This window comes from Sporomusa sp. KB1, from assembly GCF_007830295.1.
Taxonomy (GTDB): domain Bacteria; phylum Bacillota; class Negativicutes; order Sporomusales; family Sporomusaceae; genus Sporomusa.
In genome coordinates this window covers 754,240-774,004 of sequence record NZ_VLKC01000001.1, presented here as the reverse complement: position 1 = coordinate 774,004, position 19,765 = coordinate 754,240, and the positions used below count along the sequence as shown (strand labels likewise).

At 49.7% G+C, this 19,765-nt stretch carries 13 protein-coding genes and 1 riboswitch; of the genes, 6 read left to right on the top strand and 7 right to left on the bottom strand.

The window, feature by feature from the left end; translation table 11 throughout:
* Positions 1 to 9 precede the first annotated feature (9 nt).
* Positions 10 to 924: a decaprenyl-phosphate phosphoribosyltransferase gene (locus SALPA_RS32820; protein WP_145088394.1), complete on the bottom strand. Its 915-nt coding sequence runs from the start codon at positions 922 to 924 to the stop codon at positions 10 to 12.
* A 518-nt stretch (positions 925 to 1,442) separates the two neighbouring features.
* Here SALPA_RS32820 and SALPA_RS32815 point away from each other — a divergent pair.
* Entirely contained in the window at positions 1,443 to 2,756 is a 1,314-nt protein-coding gene (locus SALPA_RS32815; RefSeq protein WP_145088392.1) for a fibronectin type III domain-containing protein, read from the top strand.
* 187 nt (positions 2,757 to 2,943) lie between these two features.
* Here the strand turns inward: SALPA_RS32815 and SALPA_RS32810 are convergent, their stop codons facing one another.
* The 6 genes from SALPA_RS32810 to SALPA_RS32785 all read right to left on the bottom strand — a co-directional run bounded on the left by SALPA_RS32810 (position 2,944) and on the right by SALPA_RS32785 (position 15,438).
* Complete coding sequence (locus SALPA_RS32810; protein WP_145088390.1) at positions 2,944 to 3,405, bottom strand: OmpH family outer membrane protein; 462 nt, start codon at positions 3,403 to 3,405, stop codon at positions 2,944 to 2,946.
* 161 nt (positions 3,406 to 3,566) lie between these two features.
* Positions 3,567 to 5,666: a TonB-dependent siderophore receptor gene (locus SALPA_RS32805; protein ID WP_145088388.1), complete on the bottom strand. Its 2,100-nt coding sequence runs from the start codon at positions 5,664 to 5,666 to the stop codon at positions 3,567 to 3,569.
* Positions 5,667 to 5,835: 169 nt separating this feature from the next.
* Positions 5,836 to 6,087, bottom strand: coding sequence for a hypothetical protein (locus SALPA_RS32800; RefSeq protein WP_145088386.1), 252 nt, complete (start codon positions 6,085 to 6,087; stop codon positions 5,836 to 5,838).
* 165 nt (positions 6,088 to 6,252) lie between these two features.
* Positions 6,253 to 12,735, bottom strand: coding sequence for a filamentous hemagglutinin N-terminal domain-containing protein (locus SALPA_RS32795; protein ID WP_145088384.1), 6,483 nt, complete (start codon positions 12,733 to 12,735; stop codon positions 6,253 to 6,255).
* A 520-nt stretch (positions 12,736 to 13,255) separates the two neighbouring features.
* Entirely contained in the window at positions 13,256 to 13,654 is a 399-nt protein-coding gene (locus SALPA_RS32790) for a GxxExxY protein (RefSeq protein ID WP_145088382.1), read from the bottom strand.
* A 47-nt stretch (positions 13,655 to 13,701) separates the two neighbouring features.
* On the bottom strand, positions 13,702 to 15,438 hold the full coding sequence (locus SALPA_RS32785; protein ID WP_145088380.1) for a ShlB/FhaC/HecB family hemolysin secretion/activation protein: 1,737 nt from the start codon (positions 15,436 to 15,438) through the stop codon (positions 13,702 to 13,704).
* A 207-nt stretch (positions 15,439 to 15,645) separates the two neighbouring features.
* Positions 15,646 to 15,769: riboswitch (molybdenum cofactor riboswitch) on the bottom strand.
* A gap of 747 nt (positions 15,770 to 16,516) precedes the next feature.
* Between SALPA_RS32785 and SALPA_RS32780 the strand changes: the two genes are divergently transcribed.
* From SALPA_RS32780 to SALPA_RS32760, 5 genes are all read left to right on the top strand, one after another.
* On the top strand, positions 16,517 to 16,717 hold the full coding sequence (locus SALPA_RS32780) for a helix-turn-helix domain-containing protein (protein ID WP_145088378.1): 201 nt from the start codon (positions 16,517 to 16,519) through the stop codon (positions 16,715 to 16,717).
* A 51-nt stretch (positions 16,718 to 16,768) separates the two neighbouring features.
* Complete coding sequence (locus SALPA_RS32775; RefSeq protein ID WP_145088376.1) at positions 16,769 to 17,173, top strand: hypothetical protein; 405 nt, start codon at positions 16,769 to 16,771, stop codon at positions 17,171 to 17,173.
* 19 nt (positions 17,174 to 17,192) lie between these two features.
* Positions 17,193 to 17,765, top strand: a complete 573-nt coding sequence (locus SALPA_RS32770; RefSeq protein ID WP_145088374.1) for an ECF transporter S component — start codon at positions 17,193 to 17,195, stop codon at positions 17,763 to 17,765.
* Positions 17,766 to 18,085: 320 nt separating this feature from the next.
* Positions 18,086 to 18,928, top strand: a complete 843-nt coding sequence (locus tag SALPA_RS32765) for an energy-coupling factor transporter ATPase (RefSeq protein WP_222427784.1) — start codon at positions 18,086 to 18,088, stop codon at positions 18,926 to 18,928.
* Positions 18,910 to 19,758 carry an energy-coupling factor transporter ATPase gene (locus tag SALPA_RS32760; RefSeq protein ID WP_145088370.1) on the top strand — a complete coding sequence of 283 codons (849 nt, stop codon included), beginning with the start codon at positions 18,910 to 18,912 and terminating at the stop codon, positions 19,756 to 19,758. The genes SALPA_RS32765 and SALPA_RS32760 overlap by 19 nt, the downstream gene beginning before the upstream one ends.
* The last annotated feature ends 7 nt before the right edge of the window (positions 19,759 to 19,765 follow it).

Genomic DNA, 19,765 nt, shown 5'->3' with positions numbered 1-19,765 from the left:
TATCAGTCCTTAGCTAAAAGTATTGAGAATTACTAATACTGTGGCCCCATACAACAGAACCGTGAATAGGATAGGTTTGTCTTCTAACAAGATTTTTTCCGGAGCACCTCCTTGGCCTTTAATGTGTATTAAATACAGATAACGGAAAATACCATAGATAACTAAGGGAATAGTCAGCATAAGCTCAACTGGCTTGCCGGAGGTAAATGTATACAGCGCATAACTCATAATGGTAGCCGTAGTAACAATGCCGCTGAGCTTGTCCAATAGTTCGGTTGAATAATGCATCAGCACTGGGCGGTGCACACCTTTGCTGTCCGCCAGCAAGTGCAGCTCATGACGCCTTTTGCCAATCGCCAAAAACAGGGCTAATAACAAGGTGCATAATAAAAACCACGGCGTCAGCTGAACACCGATTGCCAATCCGCCGCCAACTGCCCGCAGGACAAATCCGAAGGCGATTGCCATAATATCCAGCAGCACAACGTTCTTGAGCTTAAAAGAATAGGCGATATTTATTACTAAATAGGTTACTAGCACTAACCCGAAAGACTCTCTTAATATAAAGGCGTAAATACAGGTGCCGAGGGCCAGGACAATTCCCAGTAATAGACCCGCATAGGGATTTAGTTCGCCAGAAGCCATTGGACGCCGGCACTTCTGCGGATGCAGCCTGTCAGCTTCGCGGTCGACAAAATCATTTAGAATGTAGATGCTGCCTGAGCCTAAACAAAACAATATAAATGCAGTTAGACCTTCAAAGACCTGTGTCAGAGTAACGGTGGAAAATGAAAATAGCAGTGCACCAAGCACTAACAGATTTTTGCTCCACTGCTTCGGTCTTAAACATTTAATATAGTTAGAGGCTTGACTGTAGAAGAGGTTCTGAATAACTCGTTTTTCTAATATTCCATGCGTCTCCAAACCAAATCACCCCTACATAATAAATAGCAATTATTGTTGCCATTATAAACCAACCAATAATGAAAAAAATGTCATAATTTGCGAAATAAACAAAAGTAAACAAAAATAAACAAAGATAAACAAAAATAAACTAACATAAACAAATTAGATATTGAGAGTATGCTTGACAAAAATGTATATGAACAAATATAATCAAATTAACACAGCAAATAGAAAAAATACCAATATCAGTTATATTTTGTTATCATTTGTTATAACCGTTTTTATTTGTTTTGTTTAATAAGGTTGGTGAAAATTGCTGTTGGACACCGGGCTTTCCTGGATATATGGTGTGGACAAGCCTTAGTGTCACAAACGATGCCTCCCAGTGTGGAAAAGATTGTCGGCCCAGCCGGGGTGATCTTTTACATTCCGACTTTTTAAATCTAAAAGGGGATGAGGGGTGATTGATGACTGAGTAATGCAGAGTTACAATACCTTGGTCAAATCCGCCAAAAAAAATTAAGGAGGCAAACAAAATGTTTACGTTTAAGAAAGCTGGTAAAAAAAGTAGTAAGTTAGCCAATATGGCCGCGCTTGCCCTGGCATTTACTGTGGCAGTCGGGTCCAGCGCCTTTGCGCTGAACTATAGCGGCACCCAGACTGGGTCAGGCAGCGGCAACAAGCCAATAAGCTTTAGTGGCTATCAGTATGTGGACAGCACCCATATTGCGGTGTTCTTTGACAAACAAACAGGCAGTCCGGGTGAAACCATTACGGCAGAACTGTTTGACGTCATACCGCACGGTAGTAGCGGCGATAAGGTCAGCTCGGTTTCGGTTAGCTCGGGCGGCACCGGCGGCCAGTATAGCGGCACCACTGACACCAACCTAAGCAAAGGCACCAAAGCGACCATCACGACATCTTCGCTGAGTGCCGACACGCTTTATGACGTGGTTATTCATGGCGTCTTGGAGGATCAAAACGGTCTTAGCGTAGGTAATTATACGAAAGCAAAAGACTTGACATTCACCTTCAGGACCCCTAATGCTTTGGGAAACTATGCAGATCATAATCCGTATGTCACTTTTGTGGTGGGGGACCCTGACAGTACCTCTGGTGTACCGGTAGAGTCCAATACAATACTCATTTTTGACCGGCCACTTGCTTCCGGCTCGCTTTCGACCTATTTAAGTACTCTGAACAGTTCTAGCGCCGGTGTTGGCTTCAAGGACACCACGGGTAGTACAACCGTACCGGGGAGTCAGAGTCATAATGCGATCTCCAATGACTACGGTAGTGTGAACACCACCTTCTACTTCCCCATGACCAAACAAGGCAATAGCACGACAGTTTATAACCGGACTGCCGGCCACAATTATACCCTGTATCTGCCGAGCTTCACTGATACCGCTTCTCATACTTACACTACTTTTACAAATTCCAAAGATAACTCCACGGGCATTACCGCTTTCAATTTCTCTACAGCTTCTACTGATTACGCCGGCTGGGAGAATACTGGCAATCCCCTCGTCAATCTGACGGCCACCCGCGACAGCACCAGCCAAATTACCGTGTCATGGCCTGTCAACCAAACTTATTCGATTACTCCGGCTCCGTATGGGTTTAATGTCTATTATATCGATGCTTCCAACGCTGACGGCAAATATGCCAGCATTGGTTCCTGGACCAAAGCAAACGGCAGTGTTATCACCAATACGCTTAGCTCGCCGATGTCCTATTCCATTACCGGTCTGACCTCAGGCCACACCTATTGGGTCCGCGTTCAGCCCACCAACAGCGGCAATACGCAGCCGGTAGGCTTATCCATCTCCACGGCAAGTGCTCTCTAATTAGAACATCAATAAAGCTTACGCCCCGGCCAATGTGGCCGGGGCGTAAACTTTATACGGAAAGAAAGTTAAGTTTATTGAACCACAGAGACGCAGAGTACACAGGGGGAACGGCTTGACATGCATTTCCCTCTGCGTACTCTGCGTCTCTGTGGTTATACAATCCCACGATAGCGCTTTTTTTAACTTACTTGCCGGTTATCTTCTTTTGGACATCATTGGTGATATCCGGTCCGCCGTAAATGACAAAAGTTTTGGACACAATCATTGTCAGGCCTTGGGCAGTGGCCACTTCCTTGACGGCGGCGTTGATTTTGTCGGTGATGGCTTTCAATAGCTCCTGGCGCTTTTGTTCCACCCGCTGCATGAGCTGGAGGTTGAGATCCTGTTTTTCCTTGTCGCTCAGGCCGGCCGCTTTGGCGTCATATTCCTTTTTGGCCTGTTCGGTTTCAGTGCGATAAATTTCATTGGCTTTCTGGGTATCTGGATGCTGGTTGATCAGCAGGTCGTAGTCAACGGTGCCGACCGCCGAAGCTGCTGGTGCGGCATAAGCTGTGCCGGGTGGGGTCATAATGATCCCGAATAATCCAAGAAAAAGCAATGTAAGCGATAATGCGCTGATTTTTTTTGCTTCATTAAATATAGACATAGTAGTTACCTTCTTTCCTGCCGTTCAAGGCATAATTTTTACCGCCAAGGACACCAGGGAACGCTAAGGGCGCCAAGGGATTTTAACTTATTGTGAGTAGGTAATTTTATAGCTTATGTTATCCTTGGCGTCCTTGGCGGTTTAACACAATTCCTCAAATATTACTGAAATTTAACCGTTACGCCTGTTTCTATATACCTATCAGGGGCCGCAAGATAGGCGCCTGCGTAGTACTTCTTGTCAAACAGGTTGCTGATTTTAATGTAATAATCCCGGTTATCGACTGTCTTGCTGACTTTCAGATCAACAGTGGAGTAGCTGGGCAATTTCTGAACAAGCATTCTGGTGGGAGAATCGCCGCTGCCGTTGCCGTTGCCGTTGCTGAAGGCGCTGGTGCAGGAGCCGATATAGTTTAGGGCCAGATTGGCATTTAGGCCGTCCTGGCCGGTGTAGTTGAGGCCCAAAGAGAATTTGCGGTACGGGATGTCGCGCACTTGCAATTGCAACAGCGTGTCAAAAGCATTGGTGTAGGTGTAGTTCAGGAAGCCTTTGACATGGTCGGCAATTTTTTTGTTAATTTCCACTTCAAAACCATGCATATCGACATGGGGGATGTTGTAATACTGGGTATGCTGCTGGCCGAACCCCTGGCCTTTGATCATATTGGTGATGTCTTTGTTGAAGTAGGTAATATCGAATTTAAACCCGTGCAGCGAGTAACCCAGTCCCAATTCGCGGTTGATGGCTGTTTCCGGCAACAGGTAGTCGCAGACTGTGCCTTGAGATAGTGAGCCATCAGCCATTACATAATAATAAGTTACCGATCCGTCAGAGTTGGTTAGATAGGTTTGCGTGTCGCTGTAGGGATAGATGCCGCCCGGTCCGGACCGTTCTTTGGCGTTTGGCCAGCGGTAGCTTTTGCCGATAGAACCATGTAGATTAGTTTTGTCACTAAGCGCATAGTTGAGGCTGAAGACCGGATCGTCGGCCGTGCCTTTGCCGTATTGCGTCGCCGGTGAGTTATAGGCGATTGTCCGGATGTTGGCATTGTCGGAGTTTTCGTAATGCCGGTAGCCGAAACTTGTTGCCAGTTTGCCGAGATTGGTGACATTTTGCAGATAAAAGCTTTTGCCGGTGTAATCATAATAAGAATGACCGCTGTTGGATTGCTCGGTAAAGCTTCTGGTTTCATAGGAGTAACCCCAGGTTGCGGTATTGACCTTGCTTGTTCTGATGGTATTTTGTAATTCGTAGCCTTTAACCGTACCATCCCACCACAGATTTAACTTGTCGGTCGTGTTGAGCAGGGCAGCCAGCAGATGGCTGTTTTCCTTAGAACGGTACACCTTGAAACTAAGCTCGCTGTTGGCGTTGAGTTTTTGGTTGTATAACGCGCCGGTGTATGAGTTTTTAATCGGGTCATATTCCCAGTCATAACTATTGGACCAGTAGCTGCTTTTGCCGGTCGTGGCACCGCTCCGGCCGCTGTTTAAGACAATCAGGCCGGTAGCCGGGTCGATACGGTTGGGTTGCTCTTCCTGGCGCTCAGAATAGGAACCGAACAGGGTGAGCGAGGATTTGTTGTTGATATCCCAGCTCATCTTGCCGCTGTAGTAGTCGGCCGATAACTTGGAATGAGCGGTATAGCCGTCGGTATCTTCCTTCTTGGCGGTGAAATTATAATTGAACTTGCCGGTATCACCGCCGACTGAGGCAAAATATCGCTGCGTATTGTTGCTGCCGGAGGTGATGGTCAGTGATTCGGCCATTTTTTGAGTGGCTTTCTTGGTGGTGATATAGATAACCCCGCCGGGAGCGTCGGTGCCGTAAATAACCGGCACGGCGCCTTTGATGATCTCAATTTTTTCAATATTGTCGGCCGGGATGTTGCGTAAATCCACCTTGCCGTCGCCGACCGGACTGAGCGGCACGCCGTCAATAAAGATCTTGGTGTTATCGGCGTCGCTGCCGCGGAACTGGGCAATAGCCTTGCCTTTGGTATTGCTGCTGGTAATATATAAGCCGGTTACGTCTTTCAGGGCGTCGGCCGCGTTTTGTGCTCCTTTGGACTTGATCTCGTCCTCGGTAATGACGGTAAACTTAACCGGGTTAAGCTGTTTGAAAGCGGCAGCGGTTACCACCACCTCTTCCACCTCGGTGTCGCCCCCGGTATTGGCTTCTTCGGCCGCCGTCACCGCCAGTGGAAAACTGGAATACAGCAGCAGGCAACTGGCTAAAAACGCCAGTTTCTTTTTTTTCATGACTTTTCTCCCCTTTACGATATTGGATAAACATGATGGATTAACCGCCAAAGACGCCAAGAACGCTGAGGACGCCAAATGTATTATTGTGGGTGGTTAGCTGGTGATTTTTCCGGTGTCTGTTCTTGGCGAGCTTGTGGCGTTCTTGGCAGCTAACTATTTTTTACTCTTAGTCGGCTGTATTATCTTCCTGCTTCTTTATCACCCCGGCGTCGGCTAATTGTTTGAGGATTTGCTGCTGCAGGCCGAACCCCTGGACAAAGCCTTCCAGCGGCAGGATGAGACGGTGGTTGATGTTAAATACTGGCTGGCCATTCTCACTTTTAAGATGAGGCTGCAGTGTCATTAAATCCACCCGGATGGTGTTGTTGGTAATGTGGATGCCGCTAATTCCGTCGGCGAAGATTTCTTGAATGTTCATTACTATTCCTCCTGTACCAGATGTTGAAATATTTTAACCACAGAGGGCACAGAGGGCGCAGAGGGATTTTCGACAAAAGGGACTCTTTTCTGCCAATAAATCCGTATACCCCTTTGTGATCTCTGCGTCTCTGCGGTTAATAGATTTACTATTCCTAAGACAAGACTATTGAATTGCCACACCTTCACCGACGATGGTCAGGAACGGCAAAGTCTCTGAACTTACCGCCAGATCAGCGGCTGGTGTAACTATCGAGCCTAACCTGGCATTGGAGATGAGGGCTTCGGTAATGGCCGCGTTACGTTGTAACTGGGCCGGTGTCAGGGGACGGGTTAACGGATTGGCTGCTGTGAAGATAAAGCCGCTGCCAGTAGCTGGCGCTGATTGGCCATCCCATAGGACAAAGTCACCAGTCAGCCCGCCTCGGGCGTCATAGATGAGCTCGCTGCTGGGGCTGTCCACCTTGCTGGTCATCCGGGACAGTTTGTCATAAGTTCTGGCGTCATAGTATAACGCAGTGTTGGACGAATAAATGAGCTGATCGGGGGCATATACCAGCCAGCGTCCGCCGGCCACGATGGCGTTGGCGCCGCTGTCATTGAGGAAGCCGGTACCGGCCACCAGGGTAACGTCGCCGCTGGCGGTAAGCTCGGTAGTATTGGTTGCTCCGTGGCGCAGGATGATGTTGCCGCCGGCGGTTATGGTAATGTCGCCGCCGAGGGCGACAAGTTGCTGATTGCCTAAATCGAATGAATCAAGATTATTTGCATGAAAGTTGTTATTGAACATAATATCGCCGGGGGTGGTAATGGTAATGGAGCCGGTGGCGATTATGCTATTGGTGCTATTACCAAGTGAAATATCATTGGCTATGAGGTTGCCGTTTACTATAAGCCCGGAGACGCCATTCAGAGTGCCGAATGTATAAAGAATTTCATCGGGTGACTGGTAGGTTGTAAATACATTCCATATACTTGGATCTGTATCCGATGTTGCGCCACTGTTATCGATGAACAGTGTATCTTTGATCAGCTTGCTGCCTGTCAGGCCGTTGCTGGTGGCGCGGTAGATGCTGTTAGCCTTATAGTTGGCGTCGCCTGCGACGTAGAGCAATACTGCTCTGTTGGTAGGCACTGATGTCGTGCCCATGCCATAATAGAAACCATCAACACCGAATTCATAAGCTTGCGCAGCTGTTTGAGTTATTCCCGAATAGTTCGTAAATACAACATTAATCGTTTCGCCGGTGCCTCCCTGGACTGTACCGGTGAAACTTTGTGTTGGCGTACCGTCATACTGCCACTGGAGGTAGGGGAGGAAACCGTTGGTAATTCCCCATTTGCTGGTATCCCATGTGGAGAAATTGCTGCTTTTTAACATATTGGCCCACATCAAGCCCTGGACATTGGTGGCAGTGCCGGAACCGGAACCGATCCCGGTGGTTTGCCCGGAGGTTGTTGTACACCAAACTGCGTCGGTAATGGTGCCATTGTTCACGCCGACCAGACCACCGACTGTGCTGTCAGTGCCGGTGGTGGCGCCGACGCTGAAGGAAGTGGCGATGGTGCCGTTGTTTATCCCGGCCAGGCCGCCGATGGTGCTGCCGGCGCCGGTGCCGGAGGTCTTGATCATGCTGTAGGAGTTGGTGATGCTGCCGTCATTTTCTCCCACCAGGCCGCCGGCTGTGCTGGCGGCGCCGCTGACGGTGACCGCGCTGGTATCGTAGGAGCCGGTGATGGCGCCGGTGGAGGTGTTTATCCCGACCAGGCCGCCGGCTGTGCTGGTGGCACCGCTGGCGGTTACTCTGGCGGAATTATAGGAATTGCTGATCGTGCTATTGTTTCTGCCCACAAGGCCGCCAACGATGCTGTTGTCGGCGGTGCTGGTCACTGCGCCGGCATTGTAAAGGCTGGTAATGTTACTATTATTAGTTCCGATCAGGCCGCCAACGTCACTGGCAGCACCATTGGCGGTTATCGCGCCGCTATTGTAGGAACCGGTAATAGTGCTGCTGGCATTGTTTACCCCGGCCAGACCGCCGACCTTATTATTGGTGGCGCTCGCAGTTGTTTTCACCCCGCCCTTATTGTAGGAACTGCTGATGCTGCCGTCGTTTTCGCCAACCAGGCCGCCGGCTGAGTTGCTGTCGGCATCACTGGTGACGGTAACGGCAGTGTCGACATAGGAGCTTTCAATAGTGCCCGCGTTTGTTCCCGTCAGGCCGCCGACTATGCTGTTGGCGCCGCTGGCGGTTACCATGCCGGCATTGTTGGACCCGGTGATGACGCCATCAATTGCATTCCAGCCCGCCAGGCCGCCCACTAGGCTGCTGGCGCCGGTGGCGGTAACAGCGGCTGTGTTGGCAGAACTCTCGATACTGCCGGCGTTGTAGCCGACCAGGCCACCGACGGTGTTGCCGGTGCCGCTGGCAATAATTTTACCGGCACTGGAGGAACCGGTGATGCTGGTGCCGATCCCACTGTAGCCGACCAGGCTGCCGACATACAGGTTATTTGCGCCGGCCACGATATTGACGTTGGTCAGGTTGATGCTGCTGAGGGAGGCGCCCTTGGTATAGCCGAACAGGCCGAGGGCGGAAGCGGCAGAGTCCGTGATGGTCAGCCCGCTGATGGTATAGCCGTTGCCCTTCAGGATACCGGTAAAGGAAGTTGTAGCACTGTCGCCGATGGGTGTCCACGCCGTGCCAGTCAGGTCGATATCAGCGGCCAGAATATACGTACCACTCAGATTGTTGCTTAGGGCCAGGAGTTGATCAAGCGTGGTGATGATGGTGCTGCCGTTTAATTCCCACTGCAGGAGGGGCCGTGCCCCGGATAAAGACCAGGTATTGGTAAAATCCCAGCCGCTGGGATAGTTGGCGCTGTTGCCCATTTGGGCAGTGGTCAGTCCGGTGACACCGGTGGCGGACGAATCACTGCCGACGCCGCTTGTCTGGCCGGAAGTGGTGGTATCCCACACTGAGGCTGCAACTGTGCCGCCGCTGCCGTCGCCGACCAGGCCGCCGGCTGTACCGCCGCTTACCGCGCCAGCGCTGTAGGAAGTGGAAATAGTACCGCTGTTAACGCCGGCGATGCCGCCCGTCTTGCTGGCGGTGCCACCGGAGACCACGCCGGCAGCATCAAAATAACTGTTGGTAATGGTGCCGGTATTGGTCCCGGTCAGGCCGCCGACATTGCCGGCGCCGCTGACGGTAGCCATGCTATAGGATTGTTTCACAGTGCCGTTGTTAAAACCGACCAGGCCGCCGGCATTGGTACCGCCGTTTACCGCGCCTGTAGTGTACACATCGGCAATGGTACCGCCGTCATTATAGCCAACCAGGCCGCCGACATACGTGTTATTGGCGCCGCCGGTGATGACCAGACCGGTCAGGCCGACATCGCTGATGGTTGCGCCGCTGATATAACCGAACAGACCGATGGCCGAAACTGACGGGTTGGTGATGGTAAGGCCGCTGATTGAGTATCCGTTGCCGTCAAAAGAACCGGTAAACGGCGTGGTAGCACTGCCGATGGGGACGAAGCCGGTAGCTGTGTTCCACATACCGGCGGCGTCAGTGAACAGCCCGCTCAGGTCGAGGTTGCGGCTAAGAGTATAACTGTCGTTCAGGTTCTCAGTTGCGGCGATTAACTGCAATTGGTGGGCGTTACTGATGGTGGAACTATATAATTCGGACCGCAGGAAGGGACGGGTATAACCGTCGATCATGAACCAGGTGTTGGTAAAGTCAAAACCAAGGTTTGTCAAGGTGGTCTTGTCCCTTGCCTGGATTGTTGTCAAACCGGTGACGCCGCTGGCATTAGCGGCGTCGCCAACGCCTTTGGTTGTATCGCTTATGCCTGAAGTCTCGGTATCCCAGTAGGAACCGGCGATAGTAGCGTTCAACCCAAAAGCACTTCCGTTGCTCCCTAGAAAACCACCGAAAGTGTTGCTGCCGTTATTGGTTATCGAACCTGTACTGTAGGAATTTGTGATAGTGCCAAGGACGAGTCCGCCAAAACCGCCAACGTAACTACTGTCGCCATTCATTGTGACCGGACTCGTAGTATAGCAGTTATTGAATGTAGATATGCTCGAGTCAATTCCGACTAAACCACCAATAAAATTAAATCCGGCAGCATCGGTAAGGGTTAGCGCCCCGGTGCTGTAGGAATTTGTGATCGTACCACCACTACTCCCTACCAAGCCGCCCACGCTGGTCCAGTTCCCTGTAGCGGTAACGTCGACTGTACCTGTGCTGTAGCTATTGGTGATGGCACCGCCGCTGCTCATACTCCCGACAAGACCGCCTGCAGTTACACTTGTGCTAGAATTAACAGATATGTTGACGTCGCTGTAGCTGTTGGTGAAGGTGGTGGCTTCGCTATTACCTACCAAGCCACCAGCAATACTACCGATTCCTTTTATTGTGCCTGTGCTGTAGCAATTGGTGATAGTCGTGTAGGCTGCGGCTGAACCTACCAAAGCACCGCCGTTATTCCAGGTGCCGGTTATATTGACATTTTCCAGTCCGACATTGCGAATGGTTGCGTAGATCGTATGGCTAAACAGACCAATGTAAGCAGAAGAACTATTGCTATTAATGGTAAGCCCACTGATCACATGCCCATCACCGTCAAAAATGCCGCCAAAGGATTGAGTGCCACCAATTGGCACAAAACCCGCGCCGCTGTTCCAAGTGCTGGTGGCGCCGGCGTCAATATCAGTACCCAGGGCGTAGACGCCGTAAAGGTTGTTGCTGACGTTCTGCAAATCGTCCAGCGAGTTCACCAGCATGTAGGCGGTGAGATCGCCGGTAACGTAAGAAGTATAAGGATTACTGGTTGTTGTTCCGGCCCAGGTGGTAACCGCGGTCGACTGGGTAGCCGCGTCGTCGTAACTTGTTGGATTATAGTAAATGGACACCGTCCCGCCGCTTACCACCTTGCCGTCTGTCCCGAAGGCAACCGTGCCGCTGCTGTCGGCGTCGCTGTCAGACCGCAGCACCACATTGCCACTGCCGGTGGTGATGGTTGCATTGACATTGACATCCTTGTCGGCCTTGAGGGTAACGCCGCCGCTGCCGGTATTGGTGATGTTGGCGTTGACATTGATATCGTTATCGGCCTGCAGGGTGAGGCTGTTGCCGCTCGACCAGGATACGGGGGCGGCAACGGTGATATTACCGGTACCGGTGCCGTCGGTCTGGAGGGTGATGTTGGCGGAAGTTAGCTGGTTAGCCAGGTCAGTGGCGTTATATACATTGCCGCTGGTGGCGTCCGTGCTGATGGTGTACTCGCCGGGGTCCAGCAGCAGGGTGCCTGTCGTGCCGTTGGGCGCCAGCAGGTTGGTGTAGCCTTTGTACAGCAGTGTCTGTTTACCGGACACTTCGGCGCTGCCGCCGTTGCCGCTGACCGAGCCGCCTTTAGCCGAGATGGTGCCATAGTAATTGGTGGTGTCATTGGCCCACACCACGACCTGGCCGCCGTCACCGCTGGTGAGGGCATCGGCGTTAATAGTGGCAGTGGCTGCTACCGTGGTAGTAGTGGCATTCTGTTCGGTTCCTTTGCCCTGGTAATTACCGCCAATGAGCGCTGTACCGCCGCCCTTGGCGCCGGACACGTTAACCTTAGCGCCGTCGGCCAGGGTGACGGTATTGCCTAGTACCTTAACCGTACCGCCGGTTTCGCCCGCGTTTTTCCCGGAGGCGTCCAGGGTGCCGCTGCTCACTACTGTGCCGTTAGTGCCGCCGTCCAGAATGATTTTGCCGTTAACATTACTGACACTGTGGGCCTGAATAATGCCGCTGTTGTTGACCACTGTGCCGGCCAGGTCACCGGCCGCGCTGGCGGCCATGATGACTTGTCCGCCATCAGCCTGGATGAGATTGTGATTGGCTGCACTGGCATTTATCGCTGCCTTGTCCACAGCCAGGTTCAATAGCCCGTCGCCGTCCATATCCAGCGTGATGGCCTGGCCGGCGCCCAGGGCTACTGTGCCTTGCTGGGCGACAATGATACCTTCGTTGGCCACCTGGGGGCCGAGCAGGGCTACATAGCCGCCGTTGGCAGCCGTAATGGTTCCCTGGTTGACGACTGTGCCGATGGTGCCGTCCCGGCCGGTAAATTTATATTTCCCGGCCTGAAAATCACTGTCAGACAGATCTAAGGTCGAGGCCACCAGCCCGCCGACGTCGACCTTGGCGCCGGGGGCGAACAGGATGCCGTTGGGGTTGATGAGAAATACTTTGCCGTTGGCTGTCAGGGTGCCGTAAATTGCCGAAGCGTCATTGCCGATGACCCGGTTTAAGGCGATCGAACTGGTGCCGGGCTGAATGAAGTTTACCGTTTCACCGCTGCCGATGCTGAAGCTCTGCCAGTTGATGCCGAGTTTATCGGTAGTCTGGGTGATGGTGGTAGTCGTGCCGCTGGAACTGATGGTACCGGAACCGGTAGTCACTGTGCCGCCGGTCGGGTTGGCAAAGACCCCATTCATACTGCCGAGCAGGATGCCTGCTGCCATTACGGACGGTAAGATGCTTTTGGCGAGTATTTTCAGGGGATTAATCGTGGGAGTGGATTTGCTGACACTGTTTTGCCGCTGGCTTGGTTTACTGCGCTCCCAATCGCGCCGCCATTTTCTTTGCATGTAGTATACCTCCTTGCTTAAAATAAAGGGTTGAACCGTTTTTGAACCGCAGAGTACGCAGAGGAATAGGGATTTGAACCACAGAGACGCAGAGTACACAGAGGATTGGGTTTGTGTTTTAATAGAACGCGTTAATTCAAATAAAATAATCTCCCTCCGCGCCCTCTGTGTCTCTGCGGTTGATACATTAAAAAATAAAAGATTGAGTCGATTTGAACCACAGAGACGCAGAGTACACAGAGGATTGGGTTTGTGTTTTAATAAAACGCGTTAATCCAAATAAAATAATCTCCCTCCGCGCCCTCTGTGTCTCTGCGGTTGATACATTGAAAAATAAAAGATTGAGTCGATTTGAACCACAGAGGCGCAGAGTACACAGAGAATTGGGATAATTAGCCTGTTCAGCTTAGAATCCATCTCGTTAACCATTAAAATAATCTCCCTCTGCGCGCTCTGTGTCTCTGCGGTTGATATAGTTTAATATAAAAGGTTGATCTGCAGAGTACGTAGAGGAGTAGGATTATTCTGTAAGTATAATTCGATTAATGCCGTTTTTTAACAAAACAACGTTAAAATTGATCAATAATGCTATTTTGTATCCTGTGGCTTTCATGTAAGAAAGAACCTGGGCTTTATGAATCGGCGCCAAGTTTTCAACAGCTTTTAATTCCACAATTAGCTGCGAATCCACCAGGAAATCTAAACGACTTTCGCCAACCGGAAATCCCTTGTAGTTTATAGATATTGTTTTCTGCCTTTCAAATGGGATATTTTGCATTGTAAACTCGGCAGAAAGTGCTTCTTCATAAACGCTTTCGAGATAACCCGGTCCTAACATACGATGCACTTCAACGGCAGCGCCAATAACCAACCCGGTTAACCTATTCATATTCAGATCAGAATTCATCTCTTTGGCCATTGAAAAATTCCTCCTCCGCGCCCTCTGTGTCTCTGCGGTTAATATATTTAAAAACGCTGAGTACCTTTCACCCACCAACGACCGCTTTTGTCTCTGTCTGAGGTTGCATCGCTGGAGCTTAACTTCCAGGCATAGTCAACCCGGAGGGTGTAGTCTTTTTGCTTATTAAGAATGAGTCCCAGGCCGGCGCCGGTAAGGATGCGGCTGTTATCGCCTGATCCGGCTACCGGATTTTTATCAATTGATACCCTGCCGTTGTCGATGAAGGCTGCCAGTTGGAAAGCAGGGGTCGGCATATTCCAGCGCAGTTCGCCGGTTAAGAGGTAACCCTGGTCGCCTGATGCTTCGCCCTGGGGGTAGGCTCTGACGGCATTGGCGCCGCCGATGAACAGTTTTTCGGAGGAGTCCAGGTTTTTGTTGGCCAGCTGTCCGGTAAAGCCAAGGTACAGGTTGAGTCGGTTATTGAGGTATTGCAGACGGTTGAAGTTAACGTTGGCTTTGGTATAGGAACCGGTAGTTTGCAGGCCCTTGTTATCGACGGTTTGCGCGGCAATGCCATACATATCTTGTCCATCGTCGATGCTCAGGCGGCCGGTGGTAATGGTCAGGGCAAAGTTGTTAACACCGCCGCCGCGGAATTTGTCCCGGTTGCTACCGTTCAGGCCGATGGTCCAGGCATTGCTATGTTTGTCGGTAAAGGCGTCATATGTGTCAATGTGGTCTTCGATTTTGCGATGGTTATACTCAATTACGCCATAAAGGTTGTAGTTACGGGAACGGACAAGGGGGTATATACCGAAAATACTGGTATTCTTTGAGGTACCGCCGGCTTCAAGGGCTTCGAATTCCTTACCGATGGTATAGTGCAACTGGGAATAGCCTACGCCGATTTTGGCGCCTTTGCTGCCGACAGGCAGCATGTAGTTGATGGTGCCGTTGTTCAGGTCGCCCCCGGAATTAGTACCGCTAATGGATACCGCGTCACCTTTGCCGCTGATGTTGTTGAAGTTGAGGTTGAGGTTGCTGCGCCTTTGGCCGGTGAAACGGTTGCCATAGTTGTCGAGGGAGAATTCTGCGGTTGTGGCCTTGGTGTCGTTAATTTCTACGATAAGGTCAGAGGTACCGCTTGTTTTGCCTGGCACCAGAGTGGCTTTGATACTAATGCCACTGGTATCACTTATTAGCAGCAGGGTACGCTCCAGGGTGTCTTTTTTTACATAGTCGCCGCTTTTGAGGCTGCTGAGCAGGCGGGCGGCGGTGTTATCGGCAAGTCTGGAATGGTTGCGGATGTCGATGTTGCCGTATTGACCAGGGACAACCGTGATTTCCGCTATCCCGTCGGTGATGTCCTGGGCGGGAATAAAGGCGTTGGCAACCATATAGCCATGATCGCGAAAGTATTGGGAAATACGGCGGGCGATGGTTTGCAATTCAGGCAAGGTAAGTTCCTGGTTGGTTGCGTCTTTTACCAAGTCTTGCAACGTAGCTTCGCTGTAGATGGTTTGCCCGGTGATATGCAGGCCGCTGATTTTAAACTTGTCGCCCTCGTTGACTGGCGGCGCGGTTGGTTGATCTTCGCTGACTTCGATTTTGATATCGGCTTTGGGAGGGACGACGATCTTTTGTTCTTTCACGCTATCGGCCACTTGGCCGGCGATTTGACCGGCGATCGTACCAGCATCAGGTGGGGCGGCAAAGGCCGGCAGGCTCGTACAGGAGATAACCGCCAAGGCCAGAGTCAGGCAGCGCTTACTGCTGCGTGATAATCTGTTTTTTCGTAGCATAATCTCATCCTTTCTCTTTAATAAAGTGGAGGGAACGAAGCTTTTACAACTAGCACCTCCTTTTTGCTTTTATCTCACCCATAAACTTTTGTCTTGAGTTATTTATCGTAAAGGCCACATGACCATAGCTTGAAATAGAAAAAGTTGTTCCTCTTTTGGAAAAAGACGAACAACATATTCCGACACGCCAATACAGGCATGGCTATGCCGTTGCTACATTGCACTCCTTTCCAAAGAAGGGGAAGCACAGCCGTTTCCAACTGTACCGATCGGCTGAATACCGTGCCTGCAGGGGGGGTTAGGTAGGTCAGCTAAGGAGCTCGCTATTCAGTTTGCGGTTACTTTTATGAATCAAAGTGTACAAATGCTCGGTTTCGTCATATCGACAAAAACATCCCTCCAAATAGTTAGTTTAACTAACAAAAATGACGACAACAGTCCCTTACAAAAAATATATAGCCAAAAGATATATAGCAGAAAATAATGGTAGTTCAACTAAGATTCGAGCGATTACTCTGATTTAATCAATAACGGAACGCCAATCTAGTTATAACTATCTGCAAATATAAATGAACTATATCATAGATAATTTTAAATCGGATTCCTTTATGTTAATTCTTGTTGTACATAGTAGTTGTTTTTGCATCATTCTACATTATTCATGAATTTCCTGCTAAGTTATGCTAATAAATCCATTTATTTTACGATTAGGAAATCTGTACCACCAAAATTGCTGGATTAATTCTTTGTTTTGTTCGTTTTTGATTAGTAAAACTAAGGAAATTTATTCAAATTATCTTGACAAAACTTACCATACGCTATTAAACTACACTAAACTATATTAATTTGAAAGGGGTCATCAAAATGGAGCCAACCAAAACAAACACAGCTCATCAAGCCACGCTAAAAGATAAATTTATCTTTAGCTATTTGGTAAAAATGGCATGCAAATTTCGCCATTAGGCTGCTGCTTACATTTCCCATGGTGTTAAGTAATAATTGTGATATTTATAATTGGGACTCTGGTTTTAGCACCTATCTATAGCCGAAAGCAACGAAGTGAGGTGAATGTACTATCATGAGCAATCCTATAGTGTATTATACCGCCGAAGAAGTCGCTGCATTGCTGAAGATCACAAGATTTACCGTATATAAAATGATTAACCGGGGAGAGTTGCCAGGATATCGTATTGGCCGGGAATTTCGTATTGAAGCTGCGGATCTGGATGCTTTTATTCGAAAATCCAAAGAACAATTGCGCCAAAACCTCAGCTTGTAAAGTTAGTAATGTTTTGTTACTTTAAATTTTGGAAGATGTGGTGATTTAAAAATGTTAAATAGAAGGATAACGCTTAGCGTCCTGTTAATTGTGCTGATTGTCCTGGCTGCCTACGGTACCGAGTATTTAGCCAAAAACCGGGGCTTACATACGGCCACCCTGATTACTATTCAAAGTAATAATAAAACTGCGGCCTTGTTTGGGGTTGATGTGCTGCGACAATTAGATGCCGGCGGCCCGGGACTGCTTGCTGTGCTGGCTGCAGCCGGTATTGACAGGTTCAGTAAAGTCGAGGTTAAAGGGCTAAAGAACAATATCGTATACCCGATAAATAATGAAATAAACAAAGACCTGAATTTACAGTTCACTGACCGGGGAACGGTCAATTTATGTAATAACAAAGCCAATAAAGCTATTTTGGTTGAAGATGTTAATGAAATTAATGCGGTAAATTAATTTCATTAACATCTTGCCAATGGGAATACGAGGAGGAGATAGTCAAGTTATGGTGCTGGAGAAGTTTATGTTTAAACTGGGTTTGGCTGATGTGCTGCGCTTAACTATGTTCGGGACGCTGATTTCGGTAGCCAGGGATATAACCAGGCTGCCTTTGCATCTGCCGGGACATACCAGTATTTATTGGATGGGGATACTGGTGCTGGGTAAGGGGTTAATTCCGAAATTCGGCGCAGGGATTGTCATGGGGATGGTCTCTGGTGTTTTGGCGGTGTTATTGGGGGAAGGGAAAGAAGGTGTGCTGGTTTTTTTTCGGTACTTTATTCCTGGCTTGATACTTGATTGTCTGGCGCCATTGTTTAACTATAAGTTGGAGTCACTGGCTGTCGGGGCCATCTGCGGTGCAGTTGCCAGTTTAGTAAAATTGGCGGTGAACTTTGCCGTAGGGCTATTACTTAAATTGCCGCTGGCACTGCTGGCCCTGGGGCTGGGGATTTCCTCGCTTTCCCATGTACTGTTCGGCGCGGCCGGTGGGATAATTGCCGCTTTGTTAATCAAGCGGCTGAAACCTAGGCTGACTAACTGGGAATAGGAAATGAAAAGGAAGGTTTTTTTAACCGCAGAGACGCAGAGGACGCAGAGAGGGGGATGGGAGAAAGAGCCTTAGCGGTAACTGTTTTTAACCGCAGAGACGTAGAGAGGAGAATGGGAGAAAGAACTTTAGCGGTAATTGTTTTTAACCGCAGAGGACGCAGAGGACGCTGAGAAGATGCAGGAAAAATGGTGCGATATTATCGCGCCGGGATAGAAAATATCAAATCCTCTGCGTCCTCTGTGACTCTGCGGTTCAAACATCGTTCCCTATTTGGCACTCTTGGCAGTAATAATTTCCTAGGAAAGGAGGGGCTGACAGTGCCGGATGGCAGTATCGAATTGGTTAATGTAACTAAGGTGTATCAGGTTTGTGGCACCAGGAAAACGGCGGTTAACAACGTAAGCCTAACTATTCGGCAGGGCGAATTTGTCGGTTTGGTCGGGATGAATGGGTCAGGCAAGTCTACTCTGGCCCGGCTGATCAATGGTTTAATCCGGCCTACCGGCGGCCGGGTGATTGTTAACGGGTTGGATACCGCGGACAATAATTTGTTACAAGCAATAAGAAGCCACGTAGGTATGGTCTTTCAGAATCCCGATAATCAACTGATTAGCGCCATTGTTGAGGAAGATGTGGCCTTTGGGCCGGAAAATCTCAGGCTGCCTGCCAAAGAGGTACAAGCACGGGTGGATTGGGCCCTGCAAGCTGTGGGGTTGGCAGAATTGCGCCGGCATGCTCCGCACCTGTTATCCGGCGGACAAAAACAGAAAGTGGCCATTGCCTCAGCCTTGGCAATGCGTCCAGACCATTTGATTTTAGACGAACCCACCTCAATGCTTGATCCTGCTGGCCGTCAGGAACTACTGGAAACCTTAACAATACTTAATAAGCAATATAACATTACTGTTGTGTTGATATCCCATTATATGGAGGATATGGTCCGGGCTAACCGCTTACTTGTGCTGGAGCACGGCACAGTCCTGCTTGACGGAGTGCCCAGGCAGTTGTTTGCGGCACCGCTGGAATTGGCACAGGTTGGTTTTGCCCCGCCAGGAATTGTCCGGTTAGTTAATAATCTGAGAACAAGGGGGTATGAAATAGACCAAGGCATTAATACTGTACAGGAACTGGTGGAAACTATATGCCAATTATCGAGGTAGAAAATGTAAGCTATGTCTATTGTCCGGGTACTCCTTACGAAAAAAAGGCTGTGGACAATGTTACTTTGTCTGTTAACCAGGGTGAGTTTTTGGGTATCGTGGGGACCAATGGGTCAGGAAAATCGACGCTGGTGCAGCATTTTAACGGGCTGCTGGCCGCCACCTCAGGTCAGGTAAGCATTTGCGGCCAGGATACCGCACATAAACAGTCCCGGAATGAATTATGGCGCAAAGTAGGGTTGGTATTTCAGTACCCGGAACAACAACTGTTTGAAGATACGGTGTTTGCCGATGTAGCCTATGGTCCGCGGAACCTCGGGCTTGATGCCGGGGAGGTTGCATACCGAACCAGCCGGGCTTTGGCCAGGGTTGGTTTAGATTCAGCGGTTGCTGAGTTGCCGCCGGTTTGTCTCAGTGGTGGTTTGCGACGGCGGGTAGCCATCGCCAGCGTGCTGGCCATGCAACCGGAGATACTGGTACTGGATGAGCCAACTGCCGGTTTGGACCCTGGTGGTCGGGAGATTGTTTTACAGCTAATAAAAAAATTGCAGCAGGAAGATCACACCACTGTAGTGATGATCTCCCACAGTCTGCAAGATGTTATCACTCTGGCTGATAATATCGCTGTTATGGAACAAGGCAAATTGATTATGCATGGGCATCCCCGGGAAGTTTTAGCGCAAAGCGGCTTGCGTAAGGTAGCCGGGATTATTTTGCCTGATTTTCTACAAGTGATTTTTTCCCTGGCCGCACGTGGGAAAGCAGTTAATACCGGTATTACTACCCTTGAAGAGGCGGAAGCGGAAATAGTAAAAATCCTTGGCGGTTAATCTGTTT